The 21,033-nt window shown below is 44.9% G+C and carries 22 protein-coding genes and 1 pseudogene; 18 read left to right on the forward strand and 5 right to left on the reverse strand.

All coding sequences use genetic code 11. From position 1 onward, the window contains the following. Positions 1–45: 45 nt before the first annotated feature. The 3 genes from pstA (at position 46) to phoU (ending at position 3,347) form a co-directional block, all read left to right on the forward strand. Entirely contained in the window at positions 46–1,755 is a 1,710-nt protein-coding gene (gene pstA, locus AB4351_RS06935) for a phosphate ABC transporter permease PstA (protein ID WP_050619859.1), read from the forward strand. After that, positions 1,756–2,574, forward strand: a complete 819-nt coding sequence (gene pstB / locus AB4351_RS06940; protein ID WP_009848269.1) for a phosphate ABC transporter ATP-binding protein PstB — start codon at positions 1,756–1,758, stop codon at positions 2,572–2,574. A gap of 74 nt (positions 2,575–2,648) precedes the next feature. Then, positions 2,649–3,347, forward strand: coding sequence for a phosphate signaling complex protein PhoU (gene phoU / locus AB4351_RS06945; protein WP_009848270.1), 699 nt, complete (start codon positions 2,649–2,651; stop codon positions 3,345–3,347). 9 nt (positions 3,348–3,356) lie between these two features. Here the strand turns inward: phoU and AB4351_RS06950 are convergent. From AB4351_RS06950 to AB4351_RS06960, 3 genes and pseudogenes are all read right to left on the reverse strand, one after another. Further along, positions 3,357–3,620, reverse strand: a pseudogene (locus tag AB4351_RS06950) (hypothetical protein); the annotation flags it as partial. Positions 3,621–3,766: 146 nt separating this feature from the next. Further along, the gene (locus AB4351_RS06955) at positions 3,767–4,510 is read right to left on the reverse strand and encodes a copper homeostasis protein CutC (protein WP_372125465.1); all 744 of its coding nucleotides are present in this window, start codon (positions 4,508–4,510) and stop codon (positions 3,767–3,769) included. Between the two features lie 311 nt (positions 4,511–4,821). After that, entirely contained in the window at positions 4,822–5,430 is a 609-nt protein-coding gene (locus AB4351_RS06960) for a peroxiredoxin C (protein ID WP_017062526.1), read from the reverse strand. A gap of 210 nt (positions 5,431–5,640) precedes the next feature. Between AB4351_RS06960 and AB4351_RS06965 the strand changes: the two genes are divergently transcribed. Continuing rightward, complete coding sequence (locus AB4351_RS06965; RefSeq protein ID WP_017062525.1) at positions 5,641–6,546, forward strand: hydrogen peroxide-inducible genes activator; 906 nt, start codon at positions 5,641–5,643, stop codon at positions 6,544–6,546. 69 nt (positions 6,547–6,615) lie between these two features. On the opposite strand, the gene AB4351_RS06970 is transcribed toward AB4351_RS06965, so the two are convergent. Beyond that, a complete protein-coding gene (locus tag AB4351_RS06970) occupies positions 6,616–7,062 on the reverse strand; it encodes a CBS domain-containing protein (RefSeq protein ID WP_372125467.1) in 447 nt (148 codons plus the stop codon). Between the two features lie 334 nt (positions 7,063–7,396). Here AB4351_RS06970 and queA point away from each other — a divergent pair, with 334 nt between their 5' ends. From queA to secF, 5 genes are all read left to right on the forward strand, one after another. Next, positions 7,397–8,449 (forward strand): tRNA preQ1(34) S-adenosylmethionine ribosyltransferase-isomerase QueA, encoded by a 1,053-nt coding sequence (queA, locus tag AB4351_RS06975; protein ID WP_017062523.1) that lies wholly within the window; start codon positions 7,397–7,399, stop codon positions 8,447–8,449. Between the two features lie 195 nt (positions 8,450–8,644). Beyond that, entirely contained in the window at positions 8,645–9,781 is a 1,137-nt protein-coding gene (gene tgt / locus AB4351_RS06980; RefSeq protein ID WP_017056177.1) for a tRNA guanosine(34) transglycosylase Tgt, read from the forward strand. Positions 9,782–9,892: 111 nt separating this feature from the next. Next, positions 9,893–10,222 carry a preprotein translocase subunit YajC gene (gene yajC / locus AB4351_RS06985; RefSeq protein WP_010440492.1) on the forward strand — a complete coding sequence of 110 codons (330 nt, stop codon included), beginning with the start codon at positions 9,893–9,895 and terminating at the stop codon, positions 10,220–10,222. A 20-nt stretch (positions 10,223–10,242) separates the two neighbouring features. Beyond that, the gene (gene secD / locus AB4351_RS06990; RefSeq protein WP_102320714.1) at positions 10,243–12,099 is read left to right on the forward strand and encodes a protein translocase subunit SecD; all 1,857 of its coding nucleotides are present in this window, start codon (positions 10,243–10,245) and stop codon (positions 12,097–12,099) included. Positions 12,100–12,113: 14 nt separating this feature from the next. Continuing rightward, a complete protein-coding gene (gene secF, locus AB4351_RS06995; protein WP_017062837.1) occupies positions 12,114–13,061 on the forward strand; it encodes a protein translocase subunit SecF in 948 nt (315 codons plus the stop codon). Positions 13,062–13,327: 266 nt separating this feature from the next. On the opposite strand, the gene suhB is transcribed toward secF, so the two are convergent. After that, positions 13,328–14,131, reverse strand: a complete 804-nt coding sequence (suhB, locus tag AB4351_RS07000) for an inositol-1-monophosphatase (protein ID WP_017062836.1) — start codon at positions 14,129–14,131, stop codon at positions 13,328–13,330. Positions 14,132–14,312: 181 nt separating this feature from the next. Between suhB and trmJ the strand changes: the two genes are divergently transcribed. From trmJ to iscX, 9 genes are all read left to right on the forward strand, one after another. After that, positions 14,313–15,041 carry a tRNA (cytosine(32)/uridine(32)-2'-O)-methyltransferase TrmJ gene (trmJ, locus tag AB4351_RS07005; RefSeq protein WP_017062835.1) on the forward strand — a complete coding sequence of 243 codons (729 nt, stop codon included), beginning with the start codon at positions 14,313–14,315 and terminating at the stop codon, positions 15,039–15,041. Between the two features lie 116 nt (positions 15,042–15,157). Further along, positions 15,158–15,679: a Fe-S cluster assembly transcriptional regulator IscR gene (gene iscR / locus AB4351_RS07010; RefSeq protein ID WP_010440512.1), complete on the forward strand. Its 522-nt coding sequence runs from the start codon at positions 15,158–15,160 to the stop codon at positions 15,677–15,679. Between the two features lie 27 nt (positions 15,680–15,706). After that, positions 15,707–16,921, forward strand: a complete 1,215-nt coding sequence (locus AB4351_RS07015) for an IscS subfamily cysteine desulfurase (RefSeq protein ID WP_010440514.1) — start codon at positions 15,707–15,709, stop codon at positions 16,919–16,921. A 33-nt stretch (positions 16,922–16,954) separates the two neighbouring features. Continuing rightward, the gene (gene iscU / locus AB4351_RS07020) at positions 16,955–17,332 is read left to right on the forward strand and encodes a Fe-S cluster assembly scaffold IscU (RefSeq protein ID WP_004735094.1); all 378 of its coding nucleotides are present in this window, start codon (positions 16,955–16,957) and stop codon (positions 17,330–17,332) included. A gap of 98 nt (positions 17,333–17,430) precedes the next feature. Continuing rightward, positions 17,431–17,754 carry an iron-sulfur cluster assembly protein IscA gene (iscA, locus tag AB4351_RS07025; protein WP_010440519.1) on the forward strand — a complete coding sequence of 108 codons (324 nt, stop codon included), beginning with the start codon at positions 17,431–17,433 and terminating at the stop codon, positions 17,752–17,754. 84 nt (positions 17,755–17,838) lie between these two features. After that, on the forward strand, positions 17,839–18,354 hold the full coding sequence (gene hscB / locus AB4351_RS07030; RefSeq protein WP_010440522.1) for a co-chaperone HscB: 516 nt from the start codon (positions 17,839–17,841) through the stop codon (positions 18,352–18,354). A gap of 22 nt (positions 18,355–18,376) precedes the next feature. Further along, positions 18,377–20,227 (forward strand): Fe-S protein assembly chaperone HscA, encoded by a 1,851-nt coding sequence (gene hscA / locus AB4351_RS07035; RefSeq protein WP_017062518.1) that lies wholly within the window; start codon positions 18,377–18,379, stop codon positions 20,225–20,227. A gap of 20 nt (positions 20,228–20,247) precedes the next feature. Beyond that, on the forward strand, positions 20,248–20,586 hold the full coding sequence (fdx, locus tag AB4351_RS07040) for an ISC system 2Fe-2S type ferredoxin (protein ID WP_010440525.1): 339 nt from the start codon (positions 20,248–20,250) through the stop codon (positions 20,584–20,586). Between the two features lie 116 nt (positions 20,587–20,702). Further along, a complete protein-coding gene (gene iscX, locus AB4351_RS07045) occupies positions 20,703–20,903 on the forward strand; it encodes a Fe-S cluster assembly protein IscX (protein ID WP_004740335.1) in 201 nt (66 codons plus the stop codon). Positions 20,904–21,033 lie beyond the last annotated feature (130 nt).

The raw sequence follows: 21,033 nt of genomic DNA on the forward strand, positions 1-21,033 counted from the left end.
TTGCAGCTCCTTGATTTCAGCACGCCAAGAGCAAGGTCGATCATGATGAATAAACTGAAGTCATTACTATCTTGGGTTAAATCGGGCTCTCCGTGGATCTGGCTAACGGGTGGGGCGGTGAGCATCAGTATGCTTTCTGTTCTTGGTCTAATGCTGCTGATTGGTTGGAAGGGCTTAACCTATTTTTGGCCCGCACCTTTGTACCAATGGCAAGTTGATTCCAAAGACTTATCGCTAGTGGTCGATCTTGACGAAACCGTATCAAAACAAGATGTATTAGTTGGTCAGTTATATGAACGAAAATACATCCCGATAGAGCAAGTTCCACAAGTCCATGATCTCTTGTCACCTCAAAATTTGTCGACTGGGCTAATACAACGCTTAAGCATTAAAGTTGCGAATAGAGAACTTTACCCTGCGGACTTTGTTTCCATACTGGATGTTAACTTACGTGAACCCACCACCCCGCTTGATTGGGTTGTGATTGAACGAAGTCGAGGTGGTTATTTCTTTGGTAAGCCGGTGGGTTTTAAAACCGCTTCTGGCACCTTTGATTCGAACATAGACCAAAAGCTCGAACAAGGCTTGGCGTTCGCTGATACGTTACGTAAAGAAACGTCGCGTGTCGTGAACCAAGAAATTCGCAATATCAGCTGGCAATTGGAAAACCTGCGCTTAGAAAAGCGTAAGCTTGAACTCAATGAGTCAGTGAGTGATGAATACCTTACAACCTATACTCAAACTAAACTGGAATTAAACCGCCAGTTAGGTGAAGCCGAAGTTAAGCTTGAGCACCTTAGAACGCAACTTAATGTCGAAAGCTTGCTGGTTGAGGATATGACAGGCGAGCTGGTCGAGATCTCGCTCAGCCACATTCTGGATTATTGGTACCCAAATAATATGTCTTACCTAGAAAAGGTTGGGCACTGGGGCAAACAAGTTTGGAAGTTCTTATCAGAGAACCCACGAGACTCAAACTCTGAAGGCGGTGTGTTTCCTGCTATTTTTGGCACAGTACTGTTGGTTATTCTCATGTCGATCGTCGTGATGCCTCTTGGGGTAGTCGCTGCGATATATCTTCATGAATACGCAAAAAACAACGCACTAACACGTTTAATTCGTATCGCCGTGATTAACTTGGCGGGTGTACCGTCGATTGTGTATGGCGTTTTTGGTTTAGGCTTTTTTGTTTATACCATTGGTGGCTCGATTGATACGTTGTTCTATGCAGAGCGATTGCCAGCACCGACATTTGGTACGCCGGGTCTACTTTGGTCAGCACTAACCTTAGCGGTCTTGACGCTTCCAGTCGTTATCGTAACCACGGAAGAGGGCTTAACGCGTATTCCTAGTGCAGTGAGGCACGGTTCATTAGCGCTTGGTGCGACTCAATTTGAGACGCTTTGGCGCATTGTTTTACCGATGGCAAGCCCAGCGATTATCACTGGTTTAATTTTGGCAATCGCGAGAGCCGCGGGGGAAGTTGCACCACTTATGCTGGTGGGTGTTGTTAAATTGGCATCTAGCTTGCCAGTCGATGGTCAGTTTCCGTATTTACACTTAGATAGAAAGTTCATGCATTTAGGCTTTCATATCTATGATGTTGGTTTTCAAACCTCTAATATCGAAGCGGCACGACCTTTAGTGTATGCGACTTCATTTTTATTGGTTACGGTGATTGTTGGGTTGAACTTAACAGCCATCAATATCCGTAATAACTTGCGTGAAAAATACCGAACCTTAGGACAAGATTAGATGTTCTCGATTAATGAAACCTTGGGTTACCAAGCACCACTTGATGTTCACAATCTGAAGGATGAGCAAATTGCTATCTCGATCGAAGGGCTAAATCTTTACTATAAAGAGAGCCAAGCACTTGATGATATCTCGATGCAGATCCCGAAGGGGCAGGTGACGGCGTTTATCGGCCCTTCTGGGTGTGGTAAGTCGACTCTGCTGCGCTGCATTAATCGCATGAACGATCTTGTTGAAGGCTGTAAGGTTTCCGGGAAAGTGAAGCTTCATGGCAAGAACGTCTATCACCCTAAGGTGGATGTTGCGACCTTACGACGCCGTGTGGGTATGGTATTCCAGCGTCCAAACCCTTTTCCTAAATCTATCTATGAGAATGTGGTTTATGGCTTGAGGCTACAAGGCGTTAGCAACAGCCGAGACCTTGACGATGCGGTTGAACGCTCTCTGCGCGCTGCTGCGTTATGGGATGAAGTGAAAGATCGGTTGCATGAGAATGCTTTTGGTTTATCTGGCGGTCAACAGCAGCGTTTGGTTATCGCTCGTGCGGTTGCGATTGAGCCTGAAGTGCTGTTGTTAGATGAGCCGACATCGGCACTCGATCCGATTTCTACTTTGACGATTGAAGAGTTGATCAACGATCTCAAAACGCAATACACAGTGGTGATTGTTACCCACAACATGCAACAAGCCGCGCGTGTAAGTGACCATACTGCCTTTATTCATATGGGAAAATTGATCGAGTACTCAGATACGGACTCAATTTTTACGTCGCCATTGAAAAACCAGACGGAAGACTACATTACTGGTAGATATGGCTAACCTCTCCAAAGGTGTCATCTAGAGCTAAGTCACTCTACAAAAATGGCTTTCTTCATTTCTTTCAAGGAGCAAGTATGCATTTCGGTCGCCACATTTCAGGGCAATTCAATGTCGAGTTAGAATCGATCCGTACTCATGTATTGACCATGGGCGGGTTAGTGGAGCAGCAACTCTCGTTTGCAATGCAGGCGCTTCATAAAGACGATGTTGAATTGGCCAAAAAAGTGATTCGTGATGACCACAAAGTGAATGCGATGGAAGTGTCGATTGATGAGGCTTGTACTCGAATCATTGCAAAGCGTCAGCCGACAGCGAAGGATCTGCGTTTGATTATGGCGATCATCAAAACGATTACCGATCTGGAACGTATTGGCGATGTTGCTTCTAAAATTGCGCAAGGTGCTATTGAGATCCCTTCAACCAAAGAGCAGAAATTCCACGTATCTTTAGAGCCTCTTTGCCGTCAGGCTATCACCATGCTTCACCAAGTATTAGATGCTTTTGCTCGTATGGATGTTGATGCGGCAGCTGAAGTTCACAAGCTTGATGATAAGTTGGATGCGGAGTACGAGGCCGTTATTCGTCAGTTAATGACCTATATGATGGAAGACCCTAAGAACATCCCTAATATTTTGCAGGTGATGTGGTCAGCGCGTGCGATTGAGCGAGTGGGAGACCGCTGCCAAAATATCTGCGAATACATTATTTACTTTGTGAAGGGTAAAGATGTACGTCACCTAGGCGATCAAAGCCTTGATGACGCACTAAAATAGAGCTTATCTTTAGAAGCTAATTATTGCACCAAGATTGAAATTGACCGTTGTGTCGTAAGGCACAAAGGTTTTGTTGTGATCAAAAATATTCATATCAACACCAGCACGTAATCCAAGCATTGGTGTCGCTTGGTAAACGTAGGCCCCGCCTAGGCTTATACCATGTGTTGTTTTCTCTTCTACTTCGCCTGAGCGCGTTTTCGTACCGTCATAACTTGCCACGCCAATTTCAGCCTGAAAGCCGTGGATTTGGTTTCTTCCAAACATGTTTTGCTTCGTAACAGGTTTAAATCAAGAGAGCTGAATAAGTCTTTAGCCATATCTATCCATGAAAATTTTCTGCGCTATTAAATCTAATATACGTCAGTCAGTTAGATTAGTCAGCGAGGTTCTCTGGATTTATGCTGGCGACTATTGCCCTAAGCGGTGAGGGCGGCTCTCACATCAGATATCTTACTCGCATCTGTCACTGGGATCTGATACTCATCAATATTATCACTGCCCATTTGAGCACTTGAGTTGTTTTCCATTAGACTCGGCCTTGTCGATTTACCTGAAAGGTGAAGAGCAGGTACTTGGGTAGCGCTTTGAATCATTTTGGCATTCGCAGCGTTAACGCCAGCCCCCGCCATGATATCAATTCGTCCATCGGCTTGTTTGACCATTGCAGCCAATACATCGATACCTTGCTCAGCATTAGCAGCAAGCCCTGATGTCAGGACTCTTTCGCATCCAAGTGTAATGATTTGTTCTAATGCTGCTTGGAAATCAGAGCTTTGATCGATGGCTCTGTGGAAGGTAATCCCAAGCTTTAACGAGTGCGCTTTGTCAGCCAGTTGTTGCATCTTTGGCATATCAATACTTCCGTTCGGCGCTAACACACCAAGTACGACCCCATCCAATCCTGCATTTGCGCAAGCTTCAATATCTTCAAGCATACAGAGCATATCGTCGTTATCGAAAATGAAGTCGCCTTGTCTTGGGCGTATCATAGCGTAGACCGGAACCGACGAAACTATTGCCGCTTGTTTCATCATTCCGAAGCTTGGAGTTAATCCGCCAAGTGCTAATGAAGAGCAAAGCTCAATTCGATTCGCGCCACCAGATAGTGCGGTATGAAGAGATTCTAAGTTATCGATACAGACTTCAATTTCGGTGTTCATCGTGTTTATCCGTTCAAAAAGATACTGATGAAATAATAGCAATCTAGGTGTGATTCTGAATAGATGGGGATAAGGGAAAATAGAGGTAAAGTTTAGGTTTATCGCTACCTCAATTATCTATTACAAGAGTCAGTCTAGGGGAGCGAGGAGGGGGAAAACAAAAAGCCCGAAGCGTTAACTTCGGGCTTTTAATAGGACTTTACTTCTTAACTGATTGGCGGTGCGCTTTGCGCTATTAGCTTATGCTTTATGTCTCTTTAAAGAGAATCTTCCAACCATTAACCCGCGTTGAGTTCGGGCTTAAGAGGTAATTACTTGCTTAGGTCGTCAGCGTGCTCAGATAGGAATGCTGCAACACCTTTTGGAGATGCGTCCATACCTGATTTGCCTTCTTCCCATTGTGCAGGACAAACTTCACCGTTCTTCTCGTGGAAGTTTAGTGCGTCTACCATGCGTAGCATTTCGTCGATGTTACGACCTAGTGGAAGATCGTTAACTACTTGGTGACGTACAAGACCGTCAGCGTCGATTAGGAAAGAACCACGGAAAGCAACGCCTGCTTCTGGGTGCTCAACATCGTATGCTTTGCAGATCTCGTGCTTAACGTCAGCAATTAGAGGGTATTTAACTTGACCGATACCGCCATCAGCGATAGCAGTGTTACGCCATGCGTTGTGAGAGAATTGAGAATCGATAGAAACACCGATTACTTCAACGCCTTTAGCTTGGAAATCTTCAAGACGGTTGTCGAAAGCGATTAGCTCTGAAGGACAAACGAAAGTGAAGTCTAGTGGGTAGAAGAAAACTACAGCTTTCTTACCTTTAGTGAATTCTGCGAAGTTGAAGTTATCAACGATCTCACCGTTACCTAGAACAGCTGCTGCAGTAAAGTCAGGGGCTTGACGACCTACTAGTACCATTTTGGAATCTCCTAAAAAATTAGTTGGCCCAACACATCTTTGTTTGGGCTCCGTTTCTACGGGACAAACTATAGTACAATCGGTACTATAGAAAAAAGCGAATTAAATAGATTAAGTTAATCGAAAAAAGCGATAAGCTTATTCTTTGTCCTGTCCTTAGGTCGAATGACCTTTACCTAACTTATCCTACTCATATTACAAAGTAATTTCATGAATAAATGGCCAAGTCTTAAGCAACTTCACTATCTTGTTACTCTTCACGAAACTCGTCATTTCAGTGATGCCGCAGATCGCTGTTTCGTCAGTCAATCTACGCTAAGTAAAGGCATTCAAAACCTAGAAGAGCTGATTGGTTGCCCGCTTTATGAGAAGAAAGATAAAAAGAGCCCGCTAGTTTTCACGCAAGCAGGTGAGCTGGTGGTCAAGCACGGTCGAGAGCTACTAGCGAAAGGACAAGATCTCGTAGAACTTGGAAATCTATGTAACGGGGATGCGATGCAAGGGCAGCTGCGAGTCGGGTGTATTCCTACTATAGCGCCGTTCCTTTTGTGCGATTTGGTACAGGAAGCCAACCAGCGCTTTCCACAATTAAATTTGCTGTTACGTGAAGACACAACGACCAACCTATTGGCTGCGCTGCGTCATGGAGACTTAGATGTGCTGATTCTGGCTTTGCCTGTCGATATCGACAATATGGAAAGCCAAGTTGTTGGGCAAGACCCTTTCCGGATGGTGATCAGTCGCAATCAAGCTGATGGTATTCGCGTTCCGATTAAATACGATGACCTGCCAGACGAATCTGTATTTTTGTTGGAGAACGAGCATTGCTTAACCGAGCATGCTGTGTCGGCTTGTAAGTTAACGGATAAAGAGAAGATCAACCCGTTCACTGCGACGAGCCTTCACACATTGGTGCAAATGGTGGCCAATGGTTTAGGAACCACCTTTATTCCGCAAATGGCGATCGACCACGGTTTATTGGAAAACCAGAATCTCGTTGTGATCGATCCTCCTGGTCAGCAGGCCTACCGAGATATTGGCCTTGTCTGGCGACCAAGCTCTTCGCGTCGTGAGACATTCCATCAATTAGCGGATGTGGTATCTGAGCTTCTATAATAATCCGCTGCGACAACAATCCCTCTGAGCGGCTGAATTGGCCGCTCTTCTTTATATCAATTCCGAGCGTTACTCTTCTTCTGCTTCTTCTGGCTCTACTTCTTCTTGCAGCTCCAGTAAATTGATCGCTATCGTGACAAAATCGCTGTCTGTAATAATGCCTACTAGTTCGTGGTTTTCTACGACAGGTAAACAGCCCACTTTATGTTTCTGCATGTAGATAGCCGATTCTTTTAATCCTGCACGCGGCTCTACCGACATAACACTTTTGTGCATGATGTCGTTGAGGGGAGTAGCAAGAGTAAAAGATTGAGCTTGTGGGATGTTTTGTAGGCTGGATTCTTGAGCGGCGAGAACGTCTCGTTGTGTGACGACACCTAGTAGTTGCCTGTCGGAATCGACGACCGGAATATGGCGGATATCAAGTGCTTCCATCATGTGCTTAGCATCGGCCAGTGAGTGTGAGCGCAATAGGGTATGAGGGTTGCGAGTCATCATATCTTCAACCTTGATCATACGAACCTCCTTCTTTTTTATTTGTTGCTATTACTATAGTTTTTTATCCAAAAAATAACTGAGATCTGACGCATTCTTGGGTGAGTTTTATGCAACTAATTCTTTAGCTTGAGGAGGTGAATCAGTCGCATTATTTTACGCCTCTTTACAATAATCCAGTGCTGTAAACCTTGCTATTGCGGCTCGTGTGCCTATACTAGCCCACTGCGAAATTTTTAGTCGTGTTTGCGATGTGTTTCTGGTAACGATTGACTTACCGTAACGATTATCCAGCAACTACGATTTATGATTCGTCAACGGCACAAATCTCATCAACTAAGACAAGACTAGACACATGCAAGTTTCAGATTTTCACTTTGACCTACCAGATGAACTCATTGCTCGCTACCCTCAAGAGGAGCGTACAGCAAGCCGCCTGCTTAAATTAGATGGCAACAGCGGTAACCTAGCTGATGGTTCGTTTAAAGACGTTTTAGACTTGGTTGAGCCAGGCGATCTTGTTGTTTTCAATAACACTCGAGTGATTCCAGCTCGTGTATTTGGTCGCAAGGCATCAGGCGGTAAGCTTGAAGTGCTGGTTGAACGTATGCTTGATGAGAAAAGCATTCTTGCGCATGTTCGTTGTTCTAAATCACCGAAGCCGGGTACCAAGTTGTTCCTTGGTGAGAACGATGAATATGAAGCTGAAATGGTGGCGCGTCACGATGCGTTATTCGAAATCCATTTCACATCTGATCAAAGCGTTTTAGAGATTCTTAACAGTGTTGGTCACATGCCACTGCCTCCTTACATCGATCGTCCTGATGAAGATGCAGATAAAGAGCGCTACCAGACTGTCTATAATGAAAAGCCGGGTGCGGTTGCAGCGCCAACAGCAGGCCTTCACTTTGATGACAAGCTAATGGCTGACATGAAAGAAAAAGGTGTTGAGTTTGCTTACGTGACGCTTCATGTTGGTGCTGGTACGTTCCAGCCAGTAAAAGTTGATAATATTAACGATCACCACATGCATGCTGAGTACGTTGAAGTGCCGCAAGAAGTGGTTGACGCCGTAGCTGCAGCAAAAGCCCGTGGCGGCCGTATTATTGCTGTTGGTACAACATCAGTACGCTCACTAGAAAGTGCAGCTCAAGATGCATTGAAGAAAGGCACTGAGCTCGTTCCTTTCTTTGGTGATACAGAAATCTTCATCTTCCCTGGCTATGAATACCAGTTGGTGGATTGCTTGATTACCAACTTCCACTTGCCAGAATCAACACTGATTATGTTGGTGAGTGCATTTGCAGGTTACGACAACGTGATGGGCGCATACGATCACGCAGTGAAGAGCGAATATCGTTTCTTCAGCTACGGTGATGCCATGTTCATCAATAAGAAAACAAGCTAATTTAAGCTAGTTATAAACGATATACATTAGAATTTACGGGTGCTAGCAGTAAGCTAGGAGTCGGGCAGGGTGTCTGTCTAATCTCTCGCAAGGAATACGCGACCGCTCCTCATAGAACCCACTAGACTGAACTTTTGTTTGGCCTAAGGTTCTGAATTAACAGTCAGATTGTTTCTCTGGCATATTGGAGGCTTCGTGAAATTAAAATACGAACTTAAAAAAACTAATAGCGGCGCACGTCGTGGTCAACTTCAGTTTGAACGCGGTACCGTTGAAACCCCAGCATTCATGCCTGTAGGTACTTACGGTACTGTTAAAGGTATGACACCTGAAGAAGTAAAAGACACAGGTGCTGAAATCCTATTAGGTAACACATTCCACCTATGGCTACGTCCTGGTCAAGAAATCATGAAAATGCACGGTGACCTGCACGATTTCATGAACTGGCACGGTCCTATCCTGACTGATTCAGGCGGCTTTCAAGTATTCAGCCTAGGTGCAATGCGTAAAATCACTGAAGAGGGTGTTCATTTCCGTAACCCTGTAAACGGTGACAAGATCTTCATGGACGCTGAGAAGTCTATGGAAATCCAAAAAGATTTAGGTTCAGACATCGTAATGATCTTCGATGAGTGTACGCCTTACCCTGCGACACACAAAGAAGCAAAAGACTCAATGGAGATGTCTCTTCGTTGGGCTGAGCGTTCACGTAACCACTTCGACAAACTTGAAAACCCGAACTCACTGTTCGGTATCGTTCAAGGTGGCGTGTACGAAGACCTTCGTGATGTATCCGTTAAAGGCCTAACAGAAATTGGTTTTGACGGTTACGCAGTAGGTGGCCTAGCAGTAGGCGAACCAAAAGAAGATATGCACCGCATTCTTGAGCACACATGTCCTCAACTGCCAGAAGATAAGCCACGTTACCTAATGGGCGTAGGCAAACCGGAAGACTTGGTTGAAGGTGTTCGCCGTGGTATCGACATGTTTGACTGTGTAATGCCAACGCGAAATGCACGTAACGGCCACCTGTTTGTGACTGAAGGTGTGATCAAGATCCGTAATGCGAAGCATAAAACCGATACAACACCACTAGATTCAGAGTGTGACTGTTACACTTGTAAGAACTACAGCAAGTCGTACTTACACCATTTGGATCGTTGTAACGAAATCCTAGGTGCTCGACTGAACACGATTCATAACCTGCGTTTCTACCAACGAGTAATGTCAGACATTCGTCAGTCTATCGATGAAGACCGCTTTGAAGAGTTCGTTGCAGAGTTCTACGCAAGAATGGGGCGTGAAGTGCCACCACTAGGTAAAGAATCTTAGTATTTCTTTTTTGCGAGCCCTATCTCTCTTCCGAGTGATGGGGCTTGAAAATAAAGGGATGCGACCCAATTAGACAAACAATTACGAAAATATAAATAGAGGATGTTTTAAATGTTTATTTCTCAAGCTCACGCAGCAGCAGAAGGTGCACCAGCAGGCGGCGGTTTCGAAATGCTTATCATGCTAGGTATGTTCGCTGTGATCTTCTACTTCATGATCTACCGTCCACAAGCTAAGCGTGTTAAAGAGCACAAAAACCTTATGTCTTCTATGGGCAAAGGTGATGAAGTTCTTACAAGCGGCGGCCTAATTGGCAAGATCACTAAGATTGCAGAAGACAGCGACTACGTTGCTATCGAACTGAATGCAAACAACGAAGTAGTTATCAAGAAAGACTTCGTTACAGCAGTGCTACCAAAAGGTACTCTGAAATCTCTATAAACAGCTAGAGGATCCTCGCTGTGCTAAACCGTTACCCGTTATGGAAGTACCTGATGGTGGTGTTTACTATCGCCATCGCTGCGTTGTACGCACTTCCGAATATATACGGTGAAGATCCGGCAGTTCAAGTTACAGGGGCGCGCGGCGCCTCTGTAGATATGTCTACGCTGGATGCTGTCACCAATGCTCTTGAAGCTGAAAACCTTTCTACTAAATCCGTTGCTCTAGAAAACGGTTCCATTCTTGTTCGCTTTAACGATACAGACTCTCAAATTAGTGCTCGTGATGTCATCACTGAAGCATTAGATGAAGACGTAATCGTTGCTTTAAACTTAGCTGCTTCAACTCCTGATTGGCTTGAATCTATTGGTGCTGCACCAATGAAGCTTGGTCTTGACCTACGTGGTGGTGTTCACTTCTTGATGGAAGTGGATATGGACGCTGCGATGCAAAAGCTGGTTGGCCAACAAGAAGAAGCGTTCCGTAGCGAACTTCGTGAAGAAAAAATCCGTTACCGTGCAATTCGCCCATCTGGTAAAGATGCGGTTGAAGTGATTCTACGTAACGCCGAGCAGCTTGCTGAAGCGAAATCGCTACTGCAATCTAAGCACCAAGACATGACGTTTGTAGATTCTGAATCTAATGGTCGTTTTTCTTTGGTTGCTAGCTTCACAGAGGCTCGTCTTCAAGAAATCCGCAACTATGCGGTAGAGCAAAACATTACCATTCTACGTAACCGTGTTAACGAACTTGGTGTTGCTGAACCTTTGGTTCAACGTCAAGGCTCTAGCCGTATCGTAGTGGAATTGCCTGGTGTTCAAGACACGGCTCGCGCTAAAGAAATTCTTGGTGCTACCGCGACGCTTGAGTTCCGTGAAGTGGATAGCAGTGCTGACTTAGCCGCTGCCGCTTCTGGTCGTGCCCCTGCGGGTAGCGAAATCAAGCAAGATCGTGATGGTCGTCCTGTGGTACTTAAGAAGCGCGTTATTCTAGGCGGCTCAAGTATTACTGATGCAAGCTCAAGTGTTGATGAATATGGTCGTCCTCAAGTTAACATCTCGCTAGACAGCGAAGGTGGTAGCAAGATGTCTGCATTCTCTCGTCAGAATATCGGTAAGCTAATGGCAACGGTATTTGCAGAGTACAAAGACAGCGGTCGTAAAACACCGGAAGGTCGAGTTATCTTGAGTAAGCACGAAGAAGTGATTAACCAAGCGACGATTCAATCTGCGCTAGGCCGTAACTTCCGTATTACTGGTATCGATTCAACGGCTGAAGCTCATAACTTGGCACTTCTACTGCGTGCTGGTGCATTGATTGCGCCTATCTCGATTGTAGAAGAACGTACCATTGGTCCATCTATGGGGCAGCAAAACATCGATATGGGTATCATGGCGATGGTTTGGGGTATGGCTGCTGTAATGCTGTTTACGCTGCTTTACTACCGTAGCTTTGGTCTGATTGCGAACGTTGCGCTAATGGCTAACTTGGTGTTGATTATCGGTGTTATGTCGATGATTCCGGGGGCTACCATGACCCTACCAGGTATTGCCGGTATCGTATTAACGGTTGGTATGGCGGTTGATGCGAACGTTCTGATCTTTGAGCGTATACGTGAAGAGCTTCGAGATGGACGCAGTCCACAACAAGCGATTCACCAAGGTTACGCGAACGCATTCAGCACAATCGCCGATGCCAACATCACCACACTACTAACAGCAATCATTCTATTTGCTGTGGGTACGGGTGCTATCAAAGGCTTCGCGGTAACGCTGTCTATCGGTATCTTGACTTCAATGTTTACAGCTATTATCGGAACACGTTGTATCGTGAACCTGATGTATGGCGGCAAACGCGTTAAAAAACTGTCGATCTAAGGCTAGGAATTAATATGTTTCAGATTCTAAAAGCAGACAAAATGATCGACTTTATGCGTTGGTCAAAGGTTGCCTTTGTTTTTTCTATCTTGATGATTGGTACTGCTATCTTCACCCTAACAACGAAATCGTTGAACTGGGGTCTAGATTTTACTGGCGGTACTCTGATTGAAGTTGGTTTTGAACAACCGGCACACCTTCCTGATATTCGTAGTGCACTAGAAGCCGAAGGCTTTGGTGATGCAACGGTACAGAACTTCGGTTCAGCTCGTGATGTGATGGTTCGTTTACGTCCACGTGATGGCGTAGCGGGCGAAACGCTTGGTAACCAAATCCTTTCTGCTATTGAGAATGGTACTGGTGAGCAAGTTGAAATGCGTCGTATCGAGTTCGTTGGTCCTAACGTGGGTGACGAATTAACAGAAGCGGGTGGCCTTGCTATCCTAGTTTCTCTTATCTGTATATTGATCTACGTATCAGTGCGATTTGAATGGCGTTTGGCTGCAGGTGCAGTATTAGCACTGGCGCACGACGTCATCATCACTCTGGGTGTGTTCTCTCTAATGCAAATTGAGGTCGACCTTACCATCGTAGCAGCCTTGCTAACGGTCGTCGGTTACTCCCTCAACGATACCATTGTTGTATTCGACCGTATTCGTGAGAACTTCCGTAAGATGCGTAAGGGTGAAGCGCCTGAAGTACTGAACAGCTCAATCACACAAACATTGAGCCGTACATTGATCACTTCTGGTACCACGTTATTCGTAGTTATCGCACTGTTCGTTCAGGGCGGCGCTATGATCCACGGCTTCGCGACTGCACTTTTATTGGGTATTACGGTTGGTACTTACTCTTCTATCTACGTTGCATCTGCACTGGCTATGAAGTTAGGTATTACGCGTGAACACCTAATGCCACCACAAGTGGACAAAGAAGGTGAAGAGTTTGACGAGATGCCTTAGGCCTTGGCTTAATAAGTTTCGCTAAACCAAAAAAACCGCTAGGCAACTAGCGGTTTTTTTACGTCTGTATTCTAGGGAAGCTCAATACAATTTAGCGTTGAAGTATGTTGAACTTCATTTCACTAAGAGACATCCTGATCGTATCTCGTATCTCGTATCTCGTATCTCGTATCTCGTATCGCAGATACAAAAAAGCCTCGCTATATAGCGAGGCTTTGGAATTTCTATGCGCCCTTAAAACAGGGAGCGTTAACGTAAGTTCTGAATTACTTCAGCATACCTTCGTTAGCGTTCTCACGAACGTGCTTAAGAATAGACTTAACACCACGTGCGCTTGAAGCAACAACATTACCAGAAGTCATGTAATCAGTACCGCCAGCAAAGTCAGTCATGATAGCACCAGCTTCACGAGCGATTAGATCGCCAGCTGCTAGATCCCATGGCTTAAGGCCAAGTTCTAGGTAACCATCAACACGGCCAGCTGCTAGGTAACATAGGTCAAGAGCAGGAGAACCTGTACGACGGAAATCAGCACAGTCGATGAATAGACCAGAGATGATCTTCATGAAAGATTCAGAGTGTTGTTTTTGCTTGAATGGGAAACCAGTCGCTAGAACAGTACCTTGAAGGTCTTTTAGTTGAGTAACACGCATACGAGCGTTGTTAAGTTGAGCGCCAGCGCCACGTTGAGCTGTGAATAGCTCGTTTAGCATTGGGTCATAAACACAAGCAACTTCTGTACGACCGTTCATGCGAACAGCGATAGATACAGAGAAGTGAGGGAAACCTTTTACAAAGTTGTTGGTGCCATCCAGTGGGTCAACGATCCATTGTACATCAGAGTCTTTACCTTCAGTCAGGCCTTTCTCTTCAGAAATAATGCTGTGCTCTGGGTAAGATGCTTTGATTGTCTCAATGATCATGTACTCAGCTTCTTGAGCAATGTTAGTAACGTAATCGTTGTTACCTTTTAGAGACGATTCGATCTTATCAGTTGTTTCTAGAGATTTAGCAATATGGTTGCCAGCTTTACGCGCAGCGCGTATCGCAATGTTTAGCATTGGATGCATATGGTTTTTCCCACAAGATGTTAAAGAACAATTTAAAGCGGCGGCGAGTATACCAAAGTTTTACCAAAAGGGAAGTGGTTATTTTTTGAACTCTTGGTTTCACATTACGCGAAGGGTCTGACCATTTTACTTTGCTATGTGTTAATATCTCGCGATTATTTTTAAAGTGGTGTCATATAGCATGTTAGACAATGTAAAAGTCGTTCTGGTTGGTACGTCTCATTCGGGAAATATCGGATCAGCAGCTCGCGCAATGAAAGTGATGGGTTTGAGTCAATTAGTTCTTGTAGACCCTCAATGTGAAGTTGACGAGCAGACCTTAGCACTGGCTGCGGGTGCAGGTGACATCGCAGAAAACGCGACCATCGTTTCTACATTAGACGAAGCCGTAAAAGACTGTGGTTTGGTGGTTGGTTCGAGTGCACGTTCACGTACGCTTGAATGGCCAATGCTTGAGCCTCGTGAGTGTGGACAAAAGTTTGCGATTGAAGGTCAAAAGCACCCAGTCGCATTAGTGTTCGGCCGTGAACGTACTGGCTTGACTAACGATGAGCTTCAGAAGTGCCACTTCCATGTATGTATCCCAGCTAACCCTGAATACAGCTCGCTAAACCTAGCAATGGCAGTGCAGACTCTGAGCTACGAAGTGCGTGTAGCTCACCTTGATATGGTCGCTAGCCAATATCAGCCACAGCAACAAGATGAGTACCCTCGTCACGAAGAACTAGAAATGTTCTATGAGCACCTTGAAAAAGTGATCATTGATACCCAATTTATCTCTAAGGATAAGCCAGGTCAGGTGATGAATAAACTACGTCGTCTGTTCAGTCGAGCTCGTCCAGAGTTGCAAGAGATCAACACTCTACGCGGCATTTTGACTTCAATTGAGAAGAGCAAAAACGACAAATAAAAACCACACAAACCCTAAGGGTGAATACTTGACTAAAATAGTCAACTAAATACTTGACCAATTTAGTCAGGTATGGGAAGATTCCAACCACATAAACAATGTGGATTCGGTGTGATATGAAACTTACATCTAAAGGAAGATATGCGGTAACAGCTATGCTAGATGTAGCACTGCATTCGCAAAAAAGCCCAGTTCCTCTGGCTGATATTTCAGAGCGACAGGGCATCTCATTATCTTACTTAGAACAGCTATTTTCTAAGTTACGTAAAGCTGGCTTAGTTGCTAGTGTTCGTGGTCCTGGCGGTGGTTACCGTTTAGGTGCTGAAGCGAGCGACATCGCTGTCGGAACTGTAATTGCTGCAGTAGACGAATCAGTTGATGCAACTAAGTGTCACGGTCGAGCAGATTGCCAAGGTGGTAGTCGTTGTTTAACTCACACTCTTTGGCGTGATTTAAGCTCCCGAATCAGCAGCTTCTTAAATGACATTACGCTCGGTGAGCTAATGAAAGATAACGAAGTTTTAGAGATTTCTGATCGTCAAGATATCGATCTTGCGGTTAATAATGGTTTTGCACATAAAAATACGAGCACTACAACGATTAGTGCAGCACCTCACGGTGTTAATGCCCGCTCTTAGCGGTCAGTTTTTACATTGGAGTAGAAAATGAAACTGCCTATTTACTTTGACTATTCAGCTACATGCCCAGTCGATCCACGTGTTGCTGAAAAAATGGTTCAGTGCATGACGATGGACGGTAACTTCGGTAACCCTGCATCTCGTTCACACCGTTACGGCTGGCAGGCAGAAGAATCAGTAGATAATGCTCGTGAGCAAATTGCCGATCTACTAAATGCAGACCCACGTGAGATTGTTTTCACGTCAGGTGCTACAGAGTCAGACAACCTTGCTATCAAAGGTGCAGCGCACTTTTACGAGAAGAAAGGTAAGCACGTAATCACGTGTAAAACAGAACATAAAGCGGTTCTTGATCCATGTCGCCAACTAGAGCGTGAAGGTTTTGAGGTGACTTACCTTGAGCCTGAAGCAAACGGCATCATTGATTTAGACAAGCTACAAGCAGCAATGCGTGAAGATACGGTTCTTGTTTCTATCATGCACGTAAACAACGAGATTGGTGTAATCCAAGATATCTCTGCAATCGGCGAATTATGTCGTTCACGCAAGATCATCTTCCACGTTGATGCGGCTCAGTCTGCGGGTAAAATCCCACTAGATGTAAAAGAGATGAAAGTTGACCTTATCTCTCTTTCTGCACACAAAGCATACGGCCCTAAAGGCATTGGTGCTTTGTACGTTCGTCGTAAGCCACGTATTCGTCTTGAAGCACAGATGCACGGTGGAGGTCACGAACGTGGTTTCCGTTCTGGTACGCTTGCTACTCACCAAATCGTGGGTATGGGTGAAGCTTTTGCTGTCGCTAAACAAGACATGCAGAAAGATTATGACCACGCACTAGCACTTCGCGAGCGTCTATTGAAAGGGGTTCAAGATCTAGAAGCAGTAACGGTAAATGGCGACTTAGATCAACGTGTACCACATAACCTAAACGTGAGCTTTGCTTTCGTTGAAGGTGAATCTCTGCTTATGTCTTTAAAAGACTTAGCGGTATCATCAGGTTCTGCATGTACATCAGCGAGTCTTGAGCCTTCATACGTTTTACGCGCTCTTGGCTTAAACGATGAACTGGCACACAGCTCAGTACGTTTTTCATTCGGCCGTTTCACTACGGAAGAAGAAATCGACTACGCGATTGCACAAATCCGTGTAGCAGTAAATAAATTACGCGACATGTCTCCTCTATGGGATATGTATAAAGAAGGGATTGATTTGAACACTGTTGAGTGGGCTCATCACTAATCTCACGGAAATAGAGGATTCGAGGTAACTATCATGGCATATAGCGAAAAAGTAATTGATCACTACGAAAACCCACGTAACGTAGGTTCGTTTGATAAAGAAGATCCAAGTGTAGGTAGCGGCATGGTTGGCGCACCAGCTTGTGGTGACGTAATGAAACTGCAAATCAAAGTATCTGCAGAAGGTATTATTGAAGACGCAAAATTCAAGACTTACGGTTGCGGTAGCGCAATCGCTTCTAGCTCACTAGTCACTGAGTGGGTTAAAGGTAAAAGTATTGATGAAGCAGCTGCTATTAAAAACTCTGAAATCGCAGAAGAGCTAGAGTTGCCACCAGTGAAAGTTCACTGTTCAATTCTTGCTGAAGATGCAATCAAAGCAGCGGTTGCGGATTACAAAAAGAAGCACTAATCGTTTCTACAACGTAATCACTTCAAAAAAGTAATATTTGGGAGCACCCTTTGTGCTCCCCCTGAGTTCTCAATTTATATAAAACACAAGGTTGTAGTATGGCCATCACCATGACAGATACGGCAGCAAGCCGAGTTCAAGCTTTCCTAGATAACCGAGGTAAAGGTATCGGGTTGCGCTTAGCGGTAAAAACTACTGGCTGTTCGGGTATGGCGTATGTACTGGAATTCGTTGACGAGCTCAACGAAGAAGACGAAGTGTTCGAGCATTCAGGTGTTAAGGTCATCATTGATCCAAAGAGCCTAGTTTACCTAGACGGTACTGAGCTTGATTACGTAAAAGAAGGCCTAAACGAAGGTTTTGAATTCAACAACCCTAACGCGAAAGGCGAATGTGGTTGTGGTGAGAGCTTCAATGTATAAACGCCTCAATCGTTGAGCGTTTATAATGAGCGAAGAATAAAATTAGGCTCTAAGTAAAGAGCCTAAACTTAGGACCACCGTTACATGAATCATTTCGAATTATTTGGGCTACCACTTCAGTTTCAACTGGATGGTAGCCTTCTTTCTTCTCAGTTTAGAGATCTGCAACGCCAATTCCACCCTGATAAATTTGCCACGGCTTCTGAGCGAGATCGCTTGCTGGCTGTGCAAAAAGCTGCGCAAATCAATGATGCGTACCAGGTGTTGAAAAATCCAGTCAGCCGCGCTGAATACCTGTTAGTTCAACATGGTGAGGATATTCGTGGTGAGCAGCAGACTATGCAAGATCCTATGTTCCTGATGGAGCAAATGGAATTGCGTGAAGAGCTGGAAGATATCGCCGACAGTTCTGATCCTGAAGATGCTTTGTTTGCATTTGAAGGAAAGGTTAGCAAAATGTATAAACAACAATTAAGCGCTATCCAACAAGAACTCGACAGCGAAGCTTGGTTAGAAGCTGCAGACCGAGTAAGAAAGCTTAAGTTTATTGCAAAATTAAAGAATGAAATCGAGTTAGTTGAAGATCGTTTGATCGGCTAGTTCGTATAACAAGGACACATCCATGGCACTACTTCAGATTGCAGAACCAGGGCAAAGCGCCGCTCCTCACCAGCACAAGCTTGCAGTGGGTATTGATTTAGGTACAACAAACTCATTGGTTGCGTCAGTGCGCAGTGGTGAGGCAAGCACGCTTGTTGATCAACAAGGTCGCAGTATTCTCCCTTCCGTTGTTCACTATCAGTCAGAGTCGTACACCACTGGTGATGAAGCGCGTGTAAATGCACAAACTGATCCTAAAAATACCATTATCTCAGTTAAGCGATTAATCGGTCGTTCACTGTCAGATATTCAACAGCGATACCCATCTCTGCCATATCAGTTTGAAGAAAGTGATAATGGCCTGCCTGTGATTAACACAGCGCAAGGAAATAAGAACCCAATTCAAGTATCTGCAGATATTCTTCGTGCACTCGGTCAACGTGCTGAGTCGACGTTAGGTGGTGAATTGGCTGGTGCCGTGATTACCGTCCCTGCGTACTTTGATGATGCACAACGTGCAGGTACCAAAGACGCAGCGCAACTTGCTGGTCTTCATGTGTTACGTCTTCTTAATGAACCCACTGCAGCCGCGATTGCTTATGGCTTGGATTCAGGTAAAGAAGGGGTAATCGCTGTTTATGACTTAGGCGGTGGTACGTTTGATATCTCTATCCTACGCCTGTCTAAAGGTGTCTTCGAAGTTTTAGCAACCGGTGGTGACTCTGCATTAGGCGGCGATGACTTTGACCATTTAATTGCGGATCATTTCCAAGAGCAAATGGGCTTGTTAGAGCTGACAGCAGAACAGAACCGTATTCTTCTAGACGCAGCAACAGAAGCAAAGATTGGCTTATCTGAAGCTGAAAGCGTTAATGTTGAAGCACTAGGTTGGTCTGGCTCTTTAACTCGTGAAGAGTTCGAAGAGATCATCAAACCGCTCGTTAAGAAAACGCTGCTTTCGTGCCGCCGAGCACTGAAAGATGCGGAAGTTGACGCGGATGAAGTACTAGAAGTCGTGATGGTAGGTGGTTCAACTCGTACCTTACTTGTTCGTGAAATGGTCGGTGGCTTCTTTGGTCGTACTCCATTAACCAGTATTAACCCTGATGAAGTGGTTGCGATTGGCGCATCGATTCAAGCGGATATCTTAGTTGGCAACAAGCCTGACTCTGAGATGCTGCTATTGGATGTTATCCCTCTGTCACTGGGTATCGAAACCATGGGTGGCTTAGTCGAAAAGATCATCCCTCGTAATACCACGATCCCAGTTGCTCGTGCACAAGAGTTTACCACGTTCAAAGACGGTCAAACTGCAATGACAGTACACACCGTGCAAGGCGAGCGTGAGATGGTTGATGACTGTCGTTCACTGGCTCGATTTGCTCTGAAAGGCATCCCGCCGATGACTGCAGGTGCTGCTCATATTCGTGTTACTTACCAAGTGGATGCTGATGGCCTGCTATCGGTTACCGCAATGGAGAAGAGCACTGGCGTTCAAGCTGAAATCCAAGTTAAGCCTTCTTACGGTCTAAGCGACAACGAAGTGGCTAGCATGCTGAAAGATTCGATGACGTTTGCAAAAGAAGACATGCAAGCGCGTGCTCTTGCTGAGCAACGCGTAGAAGCGGATCGCGTTATCGAAGGCCTTATCGCTGCAATGCAAGCCGACGGTGACGAGCTACTTGATGAGCAAGGCAAACAACAACTTGTTCAAGCGATTGAAGCACTGATTGAAGTGCGTAATGGCGACAACGCTGATGCTATTGAACTAGAAATTAAGAATACCGACAAAGCGAGCCAAGACTTTGCTTCTCGTCGTATGGATAAATCAATTCGTGCTGCACTGTCAGGTCAGTCAGTCGATAATATTTAATAGTTAGAGAATAGATAAACATGCCAAAGATTATTGTTTTACCTCACGAAGATCTATGTCCAGAAGGCGCTGTTTTAGAAGCAAAAACTGGTGAGACGGTTCTTGATGTTGCATTGAAGGCCGGTATTGGTATTGAACACGCATGTGAAAAATCGTGTGCATGTACAACATGTCACGTCGTGATTCGTGAAGGTTTTGATTCTTTAGAAGAGAGTGATGATCTAGAAGACGACATGCTAGATAAGGCATGGGGCTTAGAGATGGAATCTCGCCTTGGCTGCCAAGCAAAAGTGGCTGATACGGATCTTGTTGTAGAGATTCCAAAGTACACATTGAACCTAGCGTCTGAAGATCACTAAGAACTTCTCTACAGTCATGGTGGTTTCGCCATGACTGAAATAACGGTTTAAAAAACTGGCCTAGAATATAGATCATAAAGGTGACAGAGCGTCGCTAATAAATATAAGGAAGTGTTATGAGCTTGAAGTGGATTGATTCGCGAGACATCGCAATTGAGCTATGTGATTTGTACCCTGATACTGATCCTAAAACGGTACGTTTTACCGATCTGCATCAATGGGTGCTAGACCTTGAAGAGTTTGATGACGAGCCTAACCACTCGAATGAAAAAATCTTAGAGGCTATTATTTTGTGCTGGATGGATGAGATGGATTAATCCTCTTGTCTAATGATTTGGTCGCGGGTTGGTATCAGTCCAATATAAAACGCAGCCAAGTTAACAATTCTTACTAAAAAAAGCGGACCTTATGGTCCGTTTTTTTATCAAAATGACATTTTCCTCCTAC

This window comes from Vibrio sp. 10N.261.51.F11 (genome assembly GCF_041471665.1).
Classification (GTDB): domain Bacteria; phylum Pseudomonadota; class Gammaproteobacteria; order Enterobacterales; family Vibrionaceae; genus Vibrio; species Vibrio crassostreae_C.